General features: G+C 46.3%; 12 protein-coding genes and 5 pseudogenes. 8 read left to right on the top strand and 9 right to left on the bottom strand.

All coding sequences use genetic code 11. The features are described from left to right. Nucleotides 1-4 precede the first annotated feature (4 nt). Nucleotides 5-796 carry a multicopper oxidase family protein gene (locus PV433_RS11310; RefSeq protein ID WP_332072237.1) on the top strand — a complete coding sequence of 264 codons (792 nt, stop codon included), beginning with the start codon at nucleotides 5-7 and terminating at the stop codon, nucleotides 794-796. Between the two features lie 199 nt (nucleotides 797-995). Further along, nucleotides 996-1,241: pseudogene (locus PV433_RS11305) on the top strand (response regulator); the annotation flags it as partial. Nucleotides 1,242-1,355: 114 nt separating this feature from the next. On the opposite strand, the gene PV433_RS11300 reads toward PV433_RS11305, so the two are convergent. From PV433_RS11300 to PV433_RS11280, 5 genes are all read right to left on the bottom strand, one after another. Next, on the bottom strand, nucleotides 1,356-4,325 hold the full coding sequence (locus PV433_RS11300) for a Tn3 family transposase (protein ID WP_028598545.1): 2,970 nt from the start codon (nucleotides 4,323-4,325) through the stop codon (nucleotides 1,356-1,358). 14 nt (nucleotides 4,326-4,339) lie between these two features. Beyond that, nucleotides 4,340-5,257 carry a tyrosine-type recombinase/integrase gene (locus PV433_RS11295; RefSeq protein WP_006211804.1) on the bottom strand — a complete coding sequence of 306 codons (918 nt, stop codon included), beginning with the start codon at nucleotides 5,255-5,257 and terminating at the stop codon, nucleotides 4,340-4,342. A 267-nt stretch (nucleotides 5,258-5,524) separates the two neighbouring features. Beyond that, a complete protein-coding gene (locus tag PV433_RS11290) occupies nucleotides 5,525-5,869 on the bottom strand; it encodes a hypothetical protein (RefSeq protein WP_006211803.1) in 345 nt (114 codons plus the stop codon). A 14-nt stretch (nucleotides 5,870-5,883) separates the two neighbouring features. Continuing rightward, the gene (locus PV433_RS11285; RefSeq protein ID WP_139787294.1) at nucleotides 5,884-7,554 is read right to left on the bottom strand and encodes a hypothetical protein; all 1,671 of its coding nucleotides are present in this window, start codon (nucleotides 7,552-7,554) and stop codon (nucleotides 5,884-5,886) included. Between the two features lie 352 nt (nucleotides 7,555-7,906). Continuing rightward, nucleotides 7,907-9,142 carry an IS110 family transposase gene (locus PV433_RS11280; protein WP_080839479.1) on the bottom strand — a complete coding sequence of 412 codons (1,236 nt, stop codon included), beginning with the start codon at nucleotides 9,140-9,142 and terminating at the stop codon, nucleotides 7,907-7,909. Between the two features lie 467 nt (nucleotides 9,143-9,609). On the opposite strand from PV433_RS11280, the gene PV433_RS11275 reads away from it, so the two are divergent. The 5 genes and pseudogenes from PV433_RS11275 to PV433_RS11255 all read left to right on the top strand — a co-directional run bounded on the left by PV433_RS11275 (nucleotide 9,610) and on the right by PV433_RS11255 (nucleotide 13,782). Further along, nucleotides 9,610-9,783 (top strand): hypothetical protein, encoded by a 174-nt coding sequence (locus PV433_RS11275; protein WP_240267342.1) that lies wholly within the window; start codon nucleotides 9,610-9,612, stop codon nucleotides 9,781-9,783. 455 nt (nucleotides 9,784-10,238) lie between these two features. Beyond that, nucleotides 10,239-10,670: pseudogene (locus PV433_RS11270) on the top strand (winged helix-turn-helix domain-containing protein); the annotation flags it as partial. Continuing rightward, nucleotides 10,670-11,734: a sensor histidine kinase gene (locus tag PV433_RS11265; RefSeq protein ID WP_332072236.1), complete on the top strand. Its 1,065-nt coding sequence runs from the start codon at nucleotides 10,670-10,672 to the stop codon at nucleotides 11,732-11,734. The pseudogene PV433_RS11270 and the gene PV433_RS11265, both read left to right, overlap by 1 nt. Nucleotides 11,735-12,013: 279 nt before the next feature. Further along, nucleotides 12,014-13,365: pseudogene (locus PV433_RS11260) on the top strand (IS4 family transposase). Between the two features lie 105 nt (nucleotides 13,366-13,470). Continuing rightward, complete coding sequence (locus PV433_RS11255; RefSeq protein ID WP_332072235.1) at nucleotides 13,471-13,782, top strand: DUF2642 domain-containing protein; 312 nt, start codon at nucleotides 13,471-13,473, stop codon at nucleotides 13,780-13,782. 1,664 nt (nucleotides 13,783-15,446) lie between these two features. Here PV433_RS11255 and PV433_RS11250 read toward each other — a convergent pair. After that, a complete protein-coding gene (locus tag PV433_RS11250; protein ID WP_332072234.1) occupies nucleotides 15,447-15,779 on the bottom strand; it encodes a four-helix bundle copper-binding protein in 333 nt (110 codons plus the stop codon). A gap of 227 nt (nucleotides 15,780-16,006) precedes the next feature. On the opposite strand from PV433_RS11250, the gene PV433_RS11245 reads away from it, so the two are divergent. Next, nucleotides 16,007-16,216, top strand: a complete 210-nt coding sequence (locus PV433_RS11245) for a hypothetical protein (protein WP_332072233.1) — start codon at nucleotides 16,007-16,009, stop codon at nucleotides 16,214-16,216. A 537-nt stretch (nucleotides 16,217-16,753) separates the two neighbouring features. Here the strand turns inward: PV433_RS11245 and PV433_RS11240 are convergent. From PV433_RS11240 to PV433_RS11230, 3 genes and pseudogenes are all read right to left on the bottom strand, one after another. After that, nucleotides 16,754-19,107, bottom strand: a pseudogene (locus tag PV433_RS11240) (heavy metal translocating P-type ATPase). A gap of 28 nt (nucleotides 19,108-19,135) precedes the next feature. Next, complete coding sequence (locus PV433_RS11235; RefSeq protein WP_332072232.1) at nucleotides 19,136-19,336, bottom strand: cation transporter; 201 nt, start codon at nucleotides 19,334-19,336, stop codon at nucleotides 19,136-19,138. Between the two features lie 33 nt (nucleotides 19,337-19,369). After that, nucleotides 19,370-19,554, bottom strand: a pseudogene (locus tag PV433_RS11230) (metal-sensing transcriptional repressor); the annotation flags it as partial. Nucleotides 19,555-19,811: the final 257 nt, after the last annotated feature.

Here is a 19,811-nt window from a genome sequence, read left to right as displayed (position 1 = left end):
GGGATTGTTTATAAACGGCTGGGGTTACAATGGGAGTATCCCCGGACCAACGATTCGTGTTCTTACCGGTGATTATGTAAACATTAGAGTAATCAATAGGTTGCCCGAACCGACAAGCGTCCATTGGCACGGGCTCGATGTACCAAATCGGATGGACGGTGTTCCCGATGTTGAGCCCTCTCCCAAAATTGACCCTGGTACCTACTTTGATTACCGCTTCCGTATTATAAACCAGTCCGGCACTCATATGTACCACACTCACTTTCAAACGGTCAAACAAGAAATGATGGGAATGGGTGGCGCGCTGATCATTGAGGAGGCCGTAGAAAGAGAGGCCAAACATCAAAGGGATTATTTTATTATGTTGCAAGAATTTCATGTGAAAGGTCTTGGAAAAGGTGATATCAAAGCGGGGACATTCGAGATCGATCCATTGAACGACATGTTTAACTTTTTCACCATGAATGGGCGTTGCTTTCCTTACACCACACCGCTTCCCGTTACTTTCGGTCATAACGTAAAGATACGTTTGGGTAACATCGGTATGAACGCCCATCCTATACACATTCACGGTCATCAATTTGCTGTATGCGCCTCTGATGGCAACAACATTCCGTTCGCAAATCGAATATTGAAAAATACGATTTCGGTCTCTTCTGGCGAAACTTACGACATCAAATTTGTCTCTAATAATCCGGGTGTATGGCCATTTCACTGCCATATTCCTCACCATATGTCCAACAACTTCACCGATCCTGCTGGAGGGATGTTTACAACTATCGTGTATAAATCATGACGGTTTACCCGGCGCATAGATAACTCCTTGTCCAACTCGGCACCGATACACTACCCATTGTAGTATAATAGCCAGATAAATTTAACCTTACTCTCCCAACGTACAGCTTTCGTTTCAATCGAAGTTCAAATTTGTTTAGTTCGTGCGTTTTTTGACATAATACTAACAATACTTTTGTGGGAAATCAGGTGATGAAGCAGTGAAAACCATACTCATGGTGGATGACGAAGAAAAAATTCGCGATGTAGTTATCTCCTATTTGCAAAAAGACGGGTTTCGTACTTTGGAATCCGGTACAGGGGCAGATGCATTACAATTAGTACGAAGCGTACCAATCGATCTAGTCATTCTGGATTTAATGCTTCCAGATACGGATGGCGAGGAAGTTTGCAAGTCTATTCGTCAGTTTTCTTCCGTTCCTGTTCTTATGCTTACTGCTAAAGTAGGGGTACCGCCAACATTTTAACGATAATATACGCTAAGCCTTCGGATGTACCTGGCTTAGCGTTTTTTCTTACTCTAAGCCCAATAGTCCGGGCTACACCGCCCGGACTACCGATCACTCACCTTCCTGTTGTTTCAGCGGTCGTAATGAGTTGAGAGACGTATTCTGCTTGAAGTTGAATTTGTATTCACCTAGAAAATTGATGTGCTCCCATCCAAGGGGGGAAATGTGATTTAGCAGTTCTTCCTGAAGCTTACCTTGCTTTTTGCGGTGTTCAGTTGCCTGCTGGAGATAGACGGTATTCCAAACGCTAATTGCATTGATGATAATGTTCAACGCACTTGCCCGTTGGAGCTGATCTTGTAGCGCACGTTCCCGCAGTTCGCCATGTTTGCCGAAGAAGATCGCTCTGGCCAATGCGTTCATGGCTTCTCCTTTGTTCAACCCCCGATGGATTTTTCTCCGCAGCGCCTCGCTCGAAAGGTAATCCAGAATGAAGATCGTTTTCTCGATACGCCCCATTTCTCTCAGCGCGGTAGCCAAGCTGTTTTGTCTTGCATAGGAACCGATTTTCCCCATAATGAGTGATGCTGAAACGGTTCCTTCCCGGATGGAGTGAGCCAGCCGGAGTACATCGTCGTAGTTCTCTTGAATGATCTTTGTATTAATCTGTCCGCGAAGCAGCTTCTCCAATTTAGGGAAAATGGACGGTTTTCCGATAGCGTAGAGCTTGGAATCAGCCAAGTCGCGTAAGCGCGGCGCAAAGCGAAATCCAAGCAAATGCGTTAAACCAAAGACTTGATCGGTGTAACCGGCCGTATCCGTATAATGCTCCTCAATGGACAAGTCCGTTTCGTGGTGGAGCAAACCGTCGATGACGTGTACGGCATCCCGAGCGTTCGTATTGATGACTTTCGTATAGAACGTGGAAAACTGGTCGCTCACGAAGCGATATATCGTTGCTCCTTTTCCGGTCCCGTAGTGAGGATTCGCATCTGCGTGAAGAGACGATACACCGATCTGGACGCGCATTCCATCAGATGAGGAGGTAGTGCCATTCCCCCAATATGAAGGCAGCGCCAGCTTATGATGAAAATTGACAAGAACAGCTTGCGCTTTATTCATCGCGTCTTCGTACAGCCGCCATTGAGCTGTATTGGCCATTTGCCGATATGAAATGCTCGGCGTGGCTTCAGCCATCTTCGTAAGCCCGATGTTCGTTCCCATTGCCATAAGGGTAGCCATAAGGATTGTTGTTTCTTCCTCGTTCGGAGCGCGGTTACTGGAAGCGTGAATAAACTGCTCATGAAAATTCGTCCAGTTGGCTACTTCCATGAGCAGATCCGTAAGCTTAATTCGTGGTAGCAGCTCATAGAGGGAAAGACTGAAATTTCGGGATTCATCGGGAACATCTTTCTCCAATCGCTCAATGTGCAATTTCCCGTTCTCCAAATTTACTCCGTCCAGCTCATCGATGTGATCCGAAACCCAATTTAATCTTTGAAGAAGTGCTTCAATCCGTTCTTCAAGATATTCCTTTGCGGACAAACTGACGGCAAGCTTTGTAGCGTTAGGATCAATGCCATTCCAATCGGCTTTCGGAACAAGGTATTCCTCGAAATCCTTATGCTGACGGCTTCCGACTATGGACACGTCCCCGGAACGAACGTAATTCCGCAACTCTGTCAGGACAGCCATTTCGTAGTAATGCCGGTTGATCGTTCCGTCATCGTCGTAAACGTGCTTTTGCCAGCGGTTCGAAACGAAGTTCAGCGGCGCGCCTTCCGGAACCTTCCGCTTCCCGGTTTCATTCATATCCCGGATGATATCGACCGCCTTCATTAGCGGCTCTGCGGACTTAGTTGACCGAAATTCCAACGATTTTAGCAGCGTTGGCGTGTATTTTCGGAGCGCATAGAATTTCTTTTCTAACAAGTCCAAGTAGTCGTAATCAACTGGTCGCGCCAGCCGTTTAGCTTCCTCCACGGATGCGACGACCTGATCCCACGGCATGACGGCATCAAGAGCAACAAACGGATCAATGCCTTCGCTTCGGGCCTTAATAAGAGCGGCTCCAAGATCGGCAAAGTGAACAACCTTTTCGTTGATCGATTTACCGTTTTGCTTTTGAAGTTCCTCTTGGGCCTTTCTCCCTTTGGAAAGCAGTATCATAATCTGCCGGTCATGAATCTCGAAAGCCAGGTCTGTCAAATCCTGAATTAGTTCCAATAGGTACGCTACTAAAATCGCGTACTTTTTCGGATCATTAAAACGTCTGAAAGAATGAGGTTCGTAACGCGAACCGATTTTAGAAAGTTGACGTAGACGGTTCGGATGGATGCCTTTCGTATCGACTTGCAGCTGCAAGTCGCGTAAGTATTCGAGTTTTTCAATCACCTTCAAAAAAGAATCCGGAGAGCTAGTACCTGGAATTTCCCTTAACCATGCTAAGTAGGTTTTGCTACTTTCCGGCATGGTGGTTAAGACGCGATCCAGCTTAGCAATTTGTAATTCTGTCAGTGAACTGCTGAGCAGCTTGAATATTTTTTCTTCTGTTCGTTTGCGCGTTTCCCAAACGGCTCTTTCAATTGTAGCCATTGAAGGGAGAATGATTTTACGCTTACGTAAATCTTCGAGTGCGAGTTGAATCAGGTGTAAGGGATTGCCGTTTGCCATTGCATGGCTAAATAGATGCTTGCACAAAGAACGATATTCGCTCAAGGTGAATGTCTGGTAGCCATATTCTTTCCGGATCTCATCCAGATGCTCGTACTTCGTTGCTTCTCGGTCGCCGTAAGATGCAAAAGACTCCACATCGGCATTGATTTGCTTTGCAATATGACGAAGAATTTGAACCGGCACTTCTTTTGTATCAGAAAGTGTCCAGCCGAGATAACGAAGTACGCACAGCTGCACGGCAAAGCCGAGTCGATTATAATCTCTTCGCCGCTGCTGTATGATTTCAAGGTCATGCTGTGTAAATGTGAAATAAGTGCCCAATTCCCATTCGCCAAGATCAGGCGGTATCTGCAAATAATGCAGCCGTTCCTCCGGAGTTAGCAGTTCCCTTACTCTCGCGTACATCGTACTTCATCCCCCTATTGCCAAGCTATTTTTTCGACTTCCGCTTGCAGATCCGCACGGGTTGCCTTGACGTAAATCATCGTTGTGTCCAGACTATCGTGTCCCATAATTTGCGCCAAGCGGTGCAACGGCGTGTTTTCTGCCATCACATAGCCGAACCGGTGCCGTAGATCGTGGGCGCTCAATCCTTCGAGCCGGGCTGCTTTCATATATTTTTGAATTAAATGACGTAAAGCACGTTCGGTTAATCGATCGCCGGTCTTTTCAGATGGAAACAGAAAAGGACTGTGCGGAGGGAGTTCTGCCAGATATTTTTCTAAAGCAACTCTACACGTGGCGTTCAAAGGAACTTCCCTCTGTTTATTTCGTTTTCCGGATCGGACCGTAAGCTGACCACTACGTTTACCGATTTGAATATCTCCGGGAGCCAAGTCACACACTTCCATGCTTCGTAAGCCCGTGTGAAACATCACGATTAGAATCGTCTGATCCCGAAGAGAACCGCCATGCTCGGCCGCAGCAACCAAAGCAGCTTCTTCTTTGTCTGTCATCTGTCTGGGGCTTACCTTTTCTTCCGGAACCAATTTAACCGGCTTCGAAGGGTCGCGGCGAATCCTGGATTCTGACACGGCCCATTCAAAAAAACGTTTCAGGGTAATAAGCCGCCGGTTAATGGTCGCCGGTTTCAATTCCATTATTTTTTGTGCTGCTTCCCTATATCGCGTTAATGTTGGAGTAGCCACATCTTCAATTCGAAATATAATCTCTTCCTCTTGGTGGTAGGCGGTCTCAAACCAGCCGATGAAATGTTTTAGGTCGCTTGCATACTCTTTTAGTGTTTTGGGATTCAAATCTTCGTGGGTGGTGAGAGCGTGAATGAAGTCCTGAATCGTCTGATCGCCCTGTTCCGAAATCCCCGGTGTTTCTCTCATTAGCAAAGCCTCCAAATCTTGTCTTACATTAGCGGACATGATATTCTTATTTTAATCGAAACATTAGCGGACATCAAGTGTATGCTTTGAAAACACCAAATGACCGCTAATCTTAATTAGCGGTCATTTAATATTAGGAGATCATTCCTTCATGATGGTTCGTAGAGACGATTTGCGCAACCGAGGAAACACTCGTGCAGCAAATGAATCGGCAACGAATCGCGCTATAGGAATCGTTTCTGCGCGATACTTCACGAAGCATATTTTTTATTTTAATATCAATTCGATGATGTTGCTTGTTTTGCCACCGGATGACGAACTTTTTTGACGCATTGTCATCCTCCCTGCACCTGCCATTTCCACGAGAATTTGCCCGATGGCGTTTGTGGTATCAATCACCATGTTTTTGATTGCTTTAGGTTCCAGCGTCACCCCGTTGTCGATGGCTGTGCCATCGATCACACTTGGCAATACATTGCCGTTTGCACTGTCTTTGACGACCATGTTAATATTTTTTTCTTCGTCGCTGCCATTGTTGATCGCCACCGAAAGTGTGGTTTCTCCGTTTTTGCGAGACATCGTGAACGTGGTTTTTGAACTGTTTTCAAGCATGGGTAAACGCCTCCTTAAGCGATTGAATTATTTTGGTTTAACATATCAAAAATGCGCTGTTGTTTATTTTTTTCATCATCGAGCAGTTTGGAAATAATCCCTTCCAAATTCGTCGTCCCCGACGTGCCGCAGGTACAGCCGCTTGTTGATCCGCTAGAAGGCTGACAGTTACAGCAGGTACGGCATTTGCAAAACAAAAGCAATAAGGCTAAAAGCACGGAATTGTCGCTAATTTGAATTTGATTGCCAACGGTGAAGTTGTTGCCATTGGAGACGGTGTTTGCCGAGTTGTTTGCCGAGCTCGCTAACCCGTTTGCCGTGCTCACTAAGGCGCTGTTGTAGTCAAAGGTGTTGTTGGATTCACTGGTATTCGTGGATTCGTTGGTGGCGCAGCTGGTGGAGTTTAACGTGCTGTTGGCGGTGCTTGCGTTGTCGTTCGTTGAAGAGTTGTCAGCATTGGAGGTATTGGTGGTAGTATTATCGCCTGTCGACGCTGTTGCTGTAGGCGTAGAGGTGTTATCACCTGTGGTGGCAGTGGCACTGGTTGTGGATGAATTATCGCCAGTGGTTGAGGAACTGTCACCTGCACTCGATGTAGCATCTGTATCCGATGAGTTTGTTGCAGGACCACTTGTTGTGGTTGACGTATTATCACCATTCGTTGATGTGCTATCACCTGAGCTGCTGGTGGCGTCCGTATCCGATGAGTTGGCCGCAGGACCACTACTTGTGGTGGAGGTATTATCTCCATTGGTGGAGGTACTATCACCCGATGACGAAGTGCTGGTGGCGTCTGATGCGTTGTTCGAGCCGCTAGTTGAGGTTAATGTATCGGTCACGGTAGCCGAACTATCATTATCACTGTTGTTGGTTGCACCACTGGTGGAATTAACCGTTTCGTTAATGGTAGAGTCACTATCGGTATTAGAGGTATTGTTCGAGCCGCTTGTGCTTGTTAATGTGTCATTGACAGTAGCCGAACTATCATTATCACTGTTGTTGGTTGCACCACTGGTGGAATTAACCGTTTCGTTAATGGTAGAGTCACTATCGGTATTAGAGGTATTGTTCGAGCCGCTTGTGCTTGTTAATGTGTCATTGACAGTAGCCGAACTATCATTATCACTGGTGTTGGTTGCACCACTGGTGGAATTAACCGTTTCGTTAATGGTAGAGTCACTATCGGTATTAGAGGTATTGTTCGAGCCGCTTGTGCTTGTTAATGTGTCATTGACAGTAGCCGAACTATCGTTATCACTGGTGTTGGTTGCACCACTGGTGGAATTAACCGTTTCGTTAATGGTAGAGTCACTATCGGTATTAGTGGCGTTCGTTGCCGTACTTTGGTTATCGACTTTTTCGAAAATTTTCGAGTCGCTGTCGCTTTCCGAATGATTTTTAGCGCCACTTTCGCTTGTAAGTTGATCGTTAATGGTGGATCCGCTGTCGTTATCATTTGTGCTTGTGGCATTACTAATGGCATGAGCTTGGTTTTTAGCAAGGTTTTTAGCAAGGTTTTTAGCAAGGCTTTTGGCAATCGCCTTGTCGATCGCCTTGGCTAAGGAAATCGTCACTTTGACAGGCGGCTTGCGGTGTTTGTGTTTTTTACGATGACAGCTACACGCTGTTTGCTGGGAAGATTTTTTTTTGCAGGTTGTTTTTCTTTTTCTAAATTCCTTTGTCATTACTTCTATCCTCTCCTTTGATGGGGGTAGTTGACTACCCTTTAGTATATTTGCCTGCTATTAACTCGGAAACGGCGAATCTACCTATAAATTTTTGTCCATCTATCAAATACACAGAAAATGGGCAAAAAAAGACCTTGTCTCGCTCTCGGCAAGACAAGGTAAGGTCCATGACAAAGCCTAGCGGTGGAATGTCAAGGGGTTGATCAATGAAAATTGGAAGGAAACTTGGGAAAAATCTGTTTTGAGCCTAAAAAAGGCAATACGAAACCTGACCCAGCCAATAGACGGAATTTTCAGACGACTGTTTGGGCGGGTCTAATGGAAGTGGAGAAAAAATCAGGAATCTGGTTTAATTCCTCCTCTCCGGTGGTGTGTACAGTTTCTTGGTCTTCAGTAGCATGAAGACCAACCGTACCAATTTGCGTGCGGTAAGGACGAGTGCTCGTTTGTGCTGGTGTTTCGTAACTTCGTTAAATTTCTTGTGGTAGAACGCTTCGTATTCCGAATCGTATTTGCGAACTTTATCTGCTGCTTCAACCAAGTAGTAGCGCAGATACTTGTTGCCGGTCATCACGCGCTCGGTATCTTCAGCTTCAAAATCTCCGGACTGGTACTTGTTCCAGACCAGACCGGCGAATTTGGCCAATGCGTTGTGATCATCAAATCGGCTAATATCACCGATCTCGGCCAGGATTCCGGCTGCATACACGGCTCCGATGCCTTTGACGGATGTCAGTGTCTGCTGAAAGCCTTTCATGATCTTGTCGATCTGTCTATCCAGTTTCTTGACCTCAGCCTCCATGTTCTTAATGACGCTGAGGGTGACGGACAACGAGATATTGACCGGATCACTCATGGCTTTATCCAACCGATACGAAGAGCGGGCCAGCTTTTTCAACAGTTCCGCGATTTCTTGCGGATTGGCGAAACGTTTTTTGCCCTTCTCCTGAAGAAATTCAATCAGCTTTTCCATGGGCATCTCCGCGATGCGTTCGGGATCCAGCTCTTGGATCACAGCCAGACTGGTGGCGCCGAAAGTGTCCGAGAACGGATTGTCGATCCGCATCCCGCTGAACTTCAGAAACACCTGATTCAGGAAATACGCTTTTTCACGCTTGATACTGTGGATGAGGTGAAAGCGCGTGCGAGTCAGACGCTGCAAGGCTTGGTATTGGACTACTTCATTCATATCGTGAGGCAGTCGTCCGAAACGCAGATGGTCTGCAATCACCCAGGCATCAATGCGGTCGGTTTTGGGAAGGGTATCATAGCCCTTCTTGAACCGAGCCACTTTACGAGCATTCAAGACGTAAACCTGAGCCTGAACGTTGGGTTCATAAGGAGCGAGTTGGTCTTTTAAGTAGTGGGCCAGGTGCCATCCAAGATTGGATGTCGCCTCCATCCCGATGCGAAGCGTTTGGCACCCCACTTCCGCCGCCGTATCCAGCATCCGACGAATGAGGGTATCGGCCCCGTGTCGGTCGTTGGTGACGGAGAAAGAGGCCAGCTTCCGGCCGTCCCCCGCCATGAATTGTACATGGTGGGAACGCAAGCTTACGTCTATACCGATCAGCATTTGGGACATGGGATTCACCTCCTCGGGTGCTTGTACACAAAATCAAGCCGGACTCGGACCTGGGTGCCCGTGGAAACCACCTGCTGCAGCCTCGTCATCAGCACTCACCCATGGGGAAGACAATTGCGGGGTGCTACTCCCCCATCCCGCATGAGGGCGCAACTAGCGGTCAGAATCTGAGCGGTGGATCCGGGTAGCAGGCTTTTGAAGCAGTACCTTGCGGTCTGCACGGAGGGAAAGAAGTCTCCCGAGATCAAGCTTGTCGATCCCATTGTTCCACGGACAGTTCCGAGTTGTAAAGCGGCGTTCGCTTGCCATGCGACCTCTCGCATTCGAACGCTGCATGTATTCAGTTGTGGAAAAGCGCATGACAAAGAAACAGCAATGGCAAATCCATTCTGCGATTAGAGCACAAATTGTGAATCAGTTTTTTGAGATTTCCCCGACTTCCCCATCCAAAGAAGGGGATAAAACGGGTGAAGCAAAAACTAGCGGATGAGGAAGCCAGGGGCTTCTCAAACGGCGGGCTCTTCGAATCGTCCGGATCGATCCGAAGAGATGGAGGACAGAGGCTTCGCCTCCCCGACTTCCGTTCCTCGCCCTTCGGGCTGCGGTACGGGTTCGGCTACATCATCCACCACCGCCGCTGAGTTGATGATCATCATATGGAAATTCATCTAAGCTGTTTCCGGTTGTCCGGATCAACTGGAAATTCGCTTGAGATGAGCTTCTAAACTGATTATACGAGGAGGTGTAGCTACCCTATGTTTGATATATGCAGGAGGACGGGTTTTCGCTCCCCTTGCCCTGGACAGTCAACCGGGGTATTGCCAACAAAACGCGGAAAGCGTACGCTAAGAAACCTTGAAATTTATTAGCCTCAATCTATCCAAATGATTCCATCCAAAAGAAGCAAACCCTCCCTACTTTGCAAGGGCTAGGGGGATTACCAAGAATATAAAAGAGAAAAGAATCGGAAATAAGATCAACCTCAAATAGTCGGTGATTCCTTAAGTATAAGAAACGTTGGCTTTTTTATATAGAAAAATCCTTAGAGTATATTTTCGTCAAAATGTTGGATGGACCCCAAGTAGCAAAGGAAAATCGGATCCACGGACTTACTATTGGTGCTGACGATTATATGATCAAGCCTTTTGACCCTCGTGAACTGATTGCTCGGGTCCGTGCCATTTTACGTCGGACCAATGAGCAGCAAGTACTCGCCGATCGAATATCGTTTTATGGTGATGAGTTGGTTATCGATTCTATTTTAGGCGAAGTATATTCACGTGGAGAAATCGTCACGTTGACTCCCAGTGAATATAAACTCCTTCTCGTACTTGTACGTCACCCACAACGGCAGTTTTCACGTGAAGAATTAGTCGAGAAAGTATTGGGATTCGATTTTGAAGGAGACGTTCGTGCTATCGACCAACACGTTAAAAATTTACGTCAAAAAATCGAATCCGATCCCCGACAGCCAAAATACATTCATACTATTTATGGAAAAGGGTATCGCTTTATCGGAGGTATTTAATGAAACATGGATTACGTTTTCGTCTTTCGTTGCTTTTGATCGGGGTTGGCTCTGGCATGCTCCTTATTGCAGGAATTAGTATGATCGTGGAGACCCATTATCATTTTAGGATGTATCAGGACCAGTACGGAATGGATCAAAATATGCAAGGACTCAATCTTCATCTTGAACAAGCCTTGCTTCAATCTATTGTATGGACCTTGCTCGGAGCCGTTATATTGACTATTTTGATCAGTCTCTATGTGGCAAAACGTTTTTCAGCTCCCTTGATCGAAATGAAACGTGCGGCAGAGCAAATGACACAGGGAAAGTTATCCGTTCGTACCATTATGAAGGGGAACGACGAGCTTGCCGACCTCGGCAATACATTGAATCATTTGGCTGAACAGTTACAGAAACAAGAACGGTTACGTATTTCGATGACCGAAGATATCGCCCACGAATTACGGACACCACTCGCCACTTTAAAAAGTCATATGCTTGCCATGCTGGATCAAATCTGGGAGCCGACTCCAGCAAGAATTCGTGCTTGCTATGAAGAAACCGAGCGCCTCATCTCATTAGTTGCGGACCTCGAACAACTAACATCCATGGACTCCCCTCATTTTCGACTTGTGAAAAAACTGGATTATTTACCGAATCTAATTGACCAAAGTGCTAATATTGTCATTGCGGCATTTATGGAGAAAGGAGTCCAGCTTGTTACGGATTCGATTCCGGCGGTCAGCATTCATATTGATCGGGATCGTTTTATACAAATGTTGGTCAACATATTAAGCAATGCTTTAAAATTCACCCCTGAAGGGGGGCTCGTACGAATTGGAGCAGAGAATCAACAAGATATGATTGTGATTGCTGTTCAAGATACAGGAACAGGTATAGATTCCGCTGAATTACCGTACGTTTTTGAACGTTTTTATCGAACAGATAAATCACGAAATCGCAAGTTTGGCGGAAACGGAATCGGCCTCACTATAGTCAAAAAATTAGTCGAAGCTCATGGCGGCACCGTCTGGATTGAGAGTACTAGCGGTACAACAGTGTTTATAAGCTTGCCTAAATGATTGAAATATTTGATTTTAGCTAAAACGGGTTGACTTCTTAGACATTATATAATAAAGAAAGCAACCACCAGTTCCCGTCTTGGAGCTGGTGGTTATTTTTCATATACCCTGTTATTAACTTACTTACTCAACTTTCTTAGCCTCAAATTAGCCGGAACTCCATACGGCTGTAAGAGTTAATGCTATATTTTTTCTTCTGTTGACAGAAAAACACCCTCTTTGTTTAGTATCATGGAAGTGTCGAGCAACCATGCAAACAAAGAAAGGTGTGTAACCCTAATGGTACACCATCGTTCCCAGTCTGACCAGTCTCGTTTTTCTTCTGTTTTTCATTCTCTTAAACTCGGTAAACTGCTCCGCGAGGCAGGGATTCAGAAGTCTTTTGGTCTTAGTGCTCTCGTTGTTTTTCAGTTGCTGTTTTCGCTTGTCTTCGAGGGCAAGAATTGGTTTCGACTTTTGGAAAGCAGCCGTGGAAGTTCGCTGCCTGGCAAGGATGTAGTCTATCGCTTCTTGAACCATCCAGGCTTTGCATGGCGGGCGTTTCTTCATTCGCTTAGCTTGACGGTGGTTCGGCATTTCACATCGCTTACTTCGGTCAAGCGAGTAAAAGTTTTCATCATTAATGATTCCACGCTGCAGCGGAATCGCAGTAAAAAGGTGGAGTTGCTTGCTAAGGTGTTTGACCATACAACAGGCCGATTTGCTAAGGGCTACACCATGCTGACGCTCGGCTGGTCGGACGGCTTCAGCTTCGCTCCGGTTGACTTCGTTATGCTTTCGTCAGCTAACATCGTGAATCGCCTAACTAGATGACAACGGCAATCACGAAGCGATGCCACGGTTACAAACGACGTATCGAGGCACTCACTCGTAAGCCGGATGCCGTGGAGGGCTTGATTCAACGTGCTTTGCGTTCTGGCTTTCGTGCGGATTACGTGTTGATGGACAGTTGGTTCACACAGATGCCGCTCATTCGCCAGCTCTCGGCTGAGGGGCTGGACACGATTGGAATGGTTAAAGAGATGAAGCAGCGATACATTTGCCAAGGCCAACGTTTAACGCTGAGTGAACTGTACCGCCTCCTACCCAAGAACAAGAAATATTCCATATGGAGTTCTGTCATTACTCAGACTTCATGCGGAATGTCTGTCAAACTCGTGTTTGTTCAAAACCGTAACAAGCGCCGTGAATGGCTGGCCATTCTCAGTACAGACCTGACTCTAGAGCCAAGCGAGATCGTACGTATCTATGGCATGCGATGGAGCATCGAGACCTTCTTCAAGGTAACCAAAAGCTATCTGAAGCTGGGAACCGAATTTCAGGGCCGATCTTTTGACATGCTGATTAGCCACACAACCATCGTGTTTAGTCGCTACCTAGTCATGGAATTTGAGCGGCGACAAGCGGGAGATACTCGTACGCTCGGCGGACTATTCATCCTCTATGCGGATGAAGTTCGTGATCTGGACTACCAGACCGCCCTTCAACAACTGATGTCTTTATTCTTAGATATGGCTGAAGCAAAGAACAAACGCAGCAAACAAACGGTATTGTGTCAACTCAAAGAGTGGATGGCTGATTTGCCCTTGTACATTAAGGGTTTATTCGGTAATTTAAGCTGCGAAAGTTGAGTTACTTACATTAATTTTATAGTTTAATCGGAGAACGTAATCGTTGCGGTTCTCATATCATATAGAAGTACCCTGCTATCACGAAAAGTAAAGGAGCAACAAACTGTGAACAGAGTAGTATATGGTCCCCCAAATTATAAGGTGGCTACACCTCATCCACTGTATTACCGTAACGATGTCGTGCAACCTACAGAAAGCACGCAACAACCGAAAGCAATTATGTACGTTACCAAAGTAGAACCAAAACTGATCGAACATTTGATGATGCATAAAGGACAAATGATTTGTATTGTAACAACTGTCGGCAAGCTTGAAGGTATGTTAGATGACGTATTCATTGATCATGTTACACTTGGTTCCCACGGAAAAAAGCTTCATATTAGGATATGCGAAATCATATATTTCGAGAAAGCTTGACCAACTATTCATCCCGAAATTTAAGATATTACAGGTATAGTAGAGCCGGACCTCTTTGTCTGGCTCTTTGTATTTGCTGAATAGGCATTTGTGGAATTATTTTGTGGGTACACACCTATAGAAGTATCTAGGAATATAACTAAATTACTGAAGACAAAAAAACGATTCTATAAATGGGGGACTTTTTTGTGTAGATGTAGGAAGTTGTGTCACTGTCAAAAATCAAATAAGGCTTAGAGACCATTTAAATGTGAATCTCTAAAGAATTTCAGGACTACAGATACCGTTTTTTCGCCAACGAAGGAAGACTCCCCCCCAGTAGAATCCTTTGTTGGCATCATTGCTTACTATTTTCCGGAAGTAGCAAAAACAAAACCGGATGGAACTGATCGATTTAGATCTGATGTTTTAAGAGCAAAGGAGATTTGGAATCTTCTGTTTGTACCGGTTATGGCAGTTGAACTAACCCAAATGGAAGCTAACACAATTAACCTGCAGCAAGCAGACTTAGAGTGTACAAGTCGATTCTTAGATAACCCTGCCCGTCAACGAATGGCCAGAAAAAGAATAGCTGATAAAGACCGTTTCGATAAGGACCGGATTACAATATGGTATGTACCTTTTCCTACTTTCTCAAACGGAAGGACAATTGGTTGTGCTTAGGCTAATGTAGGAAATCCCAAGTACCAACATATTATCATGACAGCGGATACAAACGAATCAATAAACGAATTGGGATATATCCTAATTTGGTGCGATACCTGATAAATTTGATTTTGACCCTACTGGTCTAACCATTCATTATTAGGGCTAAAATTGTCCTTCCGGGGCACTTGCTAACTACTTCACTCCTTTTTTAGCAACAGGAATGAACATCCCTTTTAGCAACACGATCACTTTCTTTTACACTTTTCCGGATGTTTACAAATCGGCATTCATGATCTTGAACAGCACGATGGGACACGCTTCATGTTCGCATAGTTTGACGATAGCTTTCGACGATAGGGAAAGATCGATGCTCACCTCACATCGGATGGATTTAATCCAGCATGCTTTGGCCAAGTTTTATGGCGGTGATCGACTACCTGACTTTTGTACCGATTTTGCCAGATAGGAAATAAATCCGTGTAAAATCCCGTTTCATTCTCCCAGCTTCCTACTACCCATTATAAATAGCTTATAATCATATACACGAGAGAAAAAAAGCAGCTACCAGTAAAGAAGCTGCCGATTATTGTTCTGGGTAACTGTCTCTCGGGGTGAACCCCCAACCATGGGGTAGTAGCAGTGAATCTGATAAGCGAGTTTCAGATTCACTTATTCACGTAATTGATTCAACTACACGGATCTTCATCATCAGAAATCGAGTAATAACGTAAACGGTTGCTCCAACAATCAGTATAAAGATGATCGCCCCTATGTACATCATAGTACAAATTAGGGCAATCATTGAACGAATCTAACATCATGTTATCCATCATTGTTAACACCTTTCACATAGGGAGCTTGATGTCTCATGCGCGAACGGGTTTCCCAGCGTATTAAAAAATAATGTGTTAGTTACTACAAAATCGGAACTAAAGGCCATGACTCCCCCTGCAAGGAACCATCCATTGGACAAGTGTCATGTCAGCAAGAATTTGTATTAACCTCTTTTTAATTTTTTAACCAGACATTTTACGACAAGCTTCTGCACACGCGAAACATGCTTCTGCACAACGTTTACAGTGCTCATGATCGCTGTGCTTCGTGCATTCGTTTCCACAAGTTCCACAGATTATCGTGCAAAGCTGGCAAATTTCTTCAGCAAGCAGGCTGTTTCGGGACACCACCTGCACGGCAAATGTACAAATATCGGCGCATTCGCGGTTTAAGCGAATACAGTCCTTCATCATTGCTACATGCTCATCACTTAAACAAGCATCGTAACAATGATTGCATTCCTCCATGCACCGGAGACATTCCTCGATACATTGTTTAAATTGCTCAGGGGACATAAACATACTCCTTTAGTTTGTCAACCCAAAATATTTTAACTCAATGATAACCAAGTGATTCAGTGTTACTTAAAAAAATATAAATTGTGGTTTGATACTGGAATACAGTTATAACTGATTGGTGCAGTCAACTAAATTTAAAATAGACCACTTTAGGCATTTTCATCAGGGCATATATCTTGAACCATCATATAATAATTGAAAATATTATAAGGAGCGATCTCACAGTGTATTACACATCGATAAATCCATGGTATTATCCGACTTCGCCACGACAAGAGATGATGTCCGAAGATAAGATGCAACAAATGATGGGCATGATGAAACAGCACATGATGACGACAAATGAAATAAAGCGAACCGTAGATATGATTAACGAAAGATGTAGACGTATGGAAGAAAAGATGCAGGAGATGGACCAGAAAATGAAGATGTAGGGTCAGACACCATCGGCGCTAGGTTAAAACAAATAATAAGAAAGTAAGCCACCCAATGTGTTTTGGGTGGTTCGTTTATTTTCTCAAAAATGTTTGTTTATGGGGTCCCGCCAACACTATAAAATAGAAATATATACCAATCATTCGAACGTGACCCGGCTTACGTTTTTCCTTACTCCCAAGCGACCGGGCGGTATAACCCGGACACGATCATACACCTTCCTATTGTTTCTTAATCATGTTTCCATTCCGTTCTCCGAAAGAAAGCTGCGCAAGCCCATTTATTTGATCCCCACAACCAGGAGCGATTCCGATGACCGGCGGACACGTCTTTCCGCCTACGACGGCTAAACTCCACAGCCGAAGCATAGCGGTGACGGGACAGACTGTACCGTTACATTCCGGAAGCCCACTGTCTGAAAGGCTCTTCCCAGGCTTTTCGGAGTTCTCTTACCCGCTGTCTCCCCTTAACGCAAGCACCGCCGGCAGCGACGAGAATGATTTTCTATCTTCTTGCTTTATATCGGCTTCATTTCATTACAAATTCGATGCAGAGCCCACTTTTACACGCTGTAGCCGCAAAGCGTTAAGGACAACGGACACCGAACTGAGCGCCATCGCCGCGCCCGCAACCAAAGGGGCCAGCAGTCCAATCGCGGCAATTGGAATACCGAGGGTGTTGTAGCCGAGTGCCCAGAAGAGGTTTTGGCGGATGTTACTCATCGTCTTGCGGCTCATGAAGATCACATCCGGAATGCTCGTCAGATCACCGCGCATCAGGGTGACGTCGGCGGCCTCCATAGCCACGTCCGTACCGGTACACCGATCGCCATGCCAATATCCGACATCGCCAGCGCGGGGGCGTCATTGATGCCGTCGCCAACCATCGCCACTTTCTTGCCCTGCGCTTGCAGCTTCTTCACTTCTTCCGCTTTGCCTTCCGGAAGCACTTCGGCGCGAACATGATCGATGCCGACTTGCCCCGCAATCGCCCGTGCGGTGCGTTCGTTGTCACCCGTGATCATGATGACCTCAATGCCTATTTCTTTCAGCCGCGTTACGGCTTCCTTCGACGTTTCTTTAATCGTATCGGCCACCGCGACGAGACCTGCATATGCTCCGTCAACCGCGATCAGCATCGCCGTTTTCCCCTCTTCTTCATGCTGCGTCATCCGATCAAGCGCCTGTTCAACCGAAACGTCATATTTCGCCATCAGCTTGCGCGTACCGGCCAGAACCTCTTTGCCTTCGACGACAGCGCGGATCCCAAACCCTGGAATCGCCTCGAACCGTTCCGTTGTCGGCAGCTCGATGCCTTTGGCCCGGATTCCGGCAACGATCGCTTCCGCAAGCGGATGCTCGGAATCCTTCTCGGCAGCGCCAACCAAGCGAAGAAAAGCATGTTCATCTATATTTGCGGCGGCAACATCCGTAAGTTCCGGTTTCCCCTTCGTTACAGTGCCAGTTTTGTCGAGAATGATCGCATTGATTTTGTGTGTGGATTCCAGATGCTCGCCGCCTTTGAACAGCACGCCAAGCTCCGCAGCGCGGCCAGAGCCCGCCATAATCAATGTCGGTGTAGCGAGTCCCAGTGCGCAAGGGCAGGCAATGACCAGAACCGCAATCCCTACGACGGTCGGCACAAAGATTCCGGAAATGACATCCGCTACCCGTTGAATCGGCGCTTTCGAGTCTTGCGCTTCTTCAACGACCTTAATGATTTGGGCAAGCGCGGTTTCCTTGCCGACTTTGGTCGCTTTCAATCTCAATCTGCCGTTTTTATTGACGGTAGCACCGATCACGCTATCTCCGGCTTTCTTCTCGACCGGGATGCTCTCGCCGGTCAGCATCGATTCATCGACCGACGAACTTCCTTCCAGCACTTCTCCATCCACCGGAATCTTCTCCCCCGGTTTCACCATCACGATATCGCCGACAAGTACGTCTTCGACCGGGATCGTCATTTCCTGCCCGTCCCGAACAACCAGAGCCGTTTTCGCCTGAAGACCCATGAGCGTCTTGATCGCTTCGGATGTACGGCCTTTAGCAAGCGACTCGAACAGCTTCCCGAGAATAACGAGCGTGATTAGGATCGCGCTCGTTTCGTAATACATCGATGGACCGTGATGCGCCATGCTGCCCATTGAGGCCCATACAATGGTTAAGTATAAGCTATAGAAGTATGCAGCCGACGTTCCGAGCGAGACGAGTACATCCATATTGGCGCTCTTATTCCGCAGCGCTTTAAACGCGCCCACATAAAATTGTTTGCCAATGTAAAATTGAACGGGTGTAGCGAGCGCCAATTGAAACCACGGATTCATGAAGAGTTCCGGCATCCAGATCCAAGATAAGAACGAAAAGTGGCTGACCATGGACCAGAGTAGTGGCAGCGAAAGAACGGCGGAGATGAGCAGTTTGCGCTTTTGCTCTGAAATGGCTTTCTCGCGATGCTCCGAAGGATTGGCTTCGTCTTGCTTCGGTATCGCTTTATAGCCCAGCTTTTCCACGCGCTACTGCATATCGGCGATAGATACATCCGTCGCGTTGTACTCGACCCGTGCGGTTTCCATCGCGAAGTTAACGGAAGCGTTCGTGACGCCGGGCAATTTACTCGCGCAAGCCGCACAGGTCATGCCTTCCAGTTTGAAATCAACAATTTCTTTGGCCGTACCGTAGCCGAGTTTCTGAACGCTTTGTTCCATTTGCGCGAGATTTACTTTCTTCGGATCGTATGTAACCGTCGCCCGTTCCAAGGCAAAGGTCACGTTCCCTTCCGTCACGCCTTCGAGTTTACTCAGTCCCTTCTCAATCCGGTTTGCACATGAGGCGCAAGTCATACCGGTTAATTGCAGGGACGTTTGTTCCGTTTCCAGCCTGGCTGCTTCCATCACAAACACCTCGTTTCTTTTCGATTCGTTACACCACGTCGTATCCTTGTTCTTCAATAGCTTCCTTAATGGCAGCGATCGTCAGTTGGCTTTCATCGTATGCCACAGCTACCGTTCCTCCTGACAGTTCGACTTTGCCGCTTGCCCCGATTGTTTTCAAAGCCCCTTCAATCGAATTGACACAATGTCCGCAAGACATACCTTCAACTTTCAACTTTACATTTTTCATGGTTTCATTTCTCCTTTGACTGTTTATTGGTTTTTATTTCATCAGATTTTGAATGGTCTGCATCAGCTCATCTACAACTTCGGCATCGCCTTGTTGGATGCGATCCACCACACACTCTTTAATATGTCCACTTAGAAGAACTTCCCGCACGCCGTTTAGTGCAGCTTGGATAGCGGCGATTTGATTTAACACCTGATCCAATAAGTATCTTTATCAATGAAGCGATAAACGTTAAAAAAGGAGATGCCGTCAAGCTCGAAAACTAACGATCATCCGATGCTCCTTGAACCAGGCCTGCAAAGCTTTTGGCTTCTCCGAACTACCTGAATCGCTTTAGGCACGATGATGAAATGAAGCGTCAGCGAAATGGAATCATGGTGCCGCCCTTCCCCGTAGAGCCATGATGGGTGCGGCAGCGTAAGCGAGAGCGCCCTTGATGGCTTGAGCGTTACCCGCAGAACGCTTTTGCCTCCCT

Source organism: Paenibacillus sp. GYB004 (assembly GCF_036577605.1).
GTDB lineage: Bacteria > Bacillota > Bacilli > Paenibacillales > NBRC-103111 > Paenibacillus_AB > Paenibacillus_AB oceani.
This window is presented reverse-complemented; position numbering and strand designations above follow the sequence as displayed.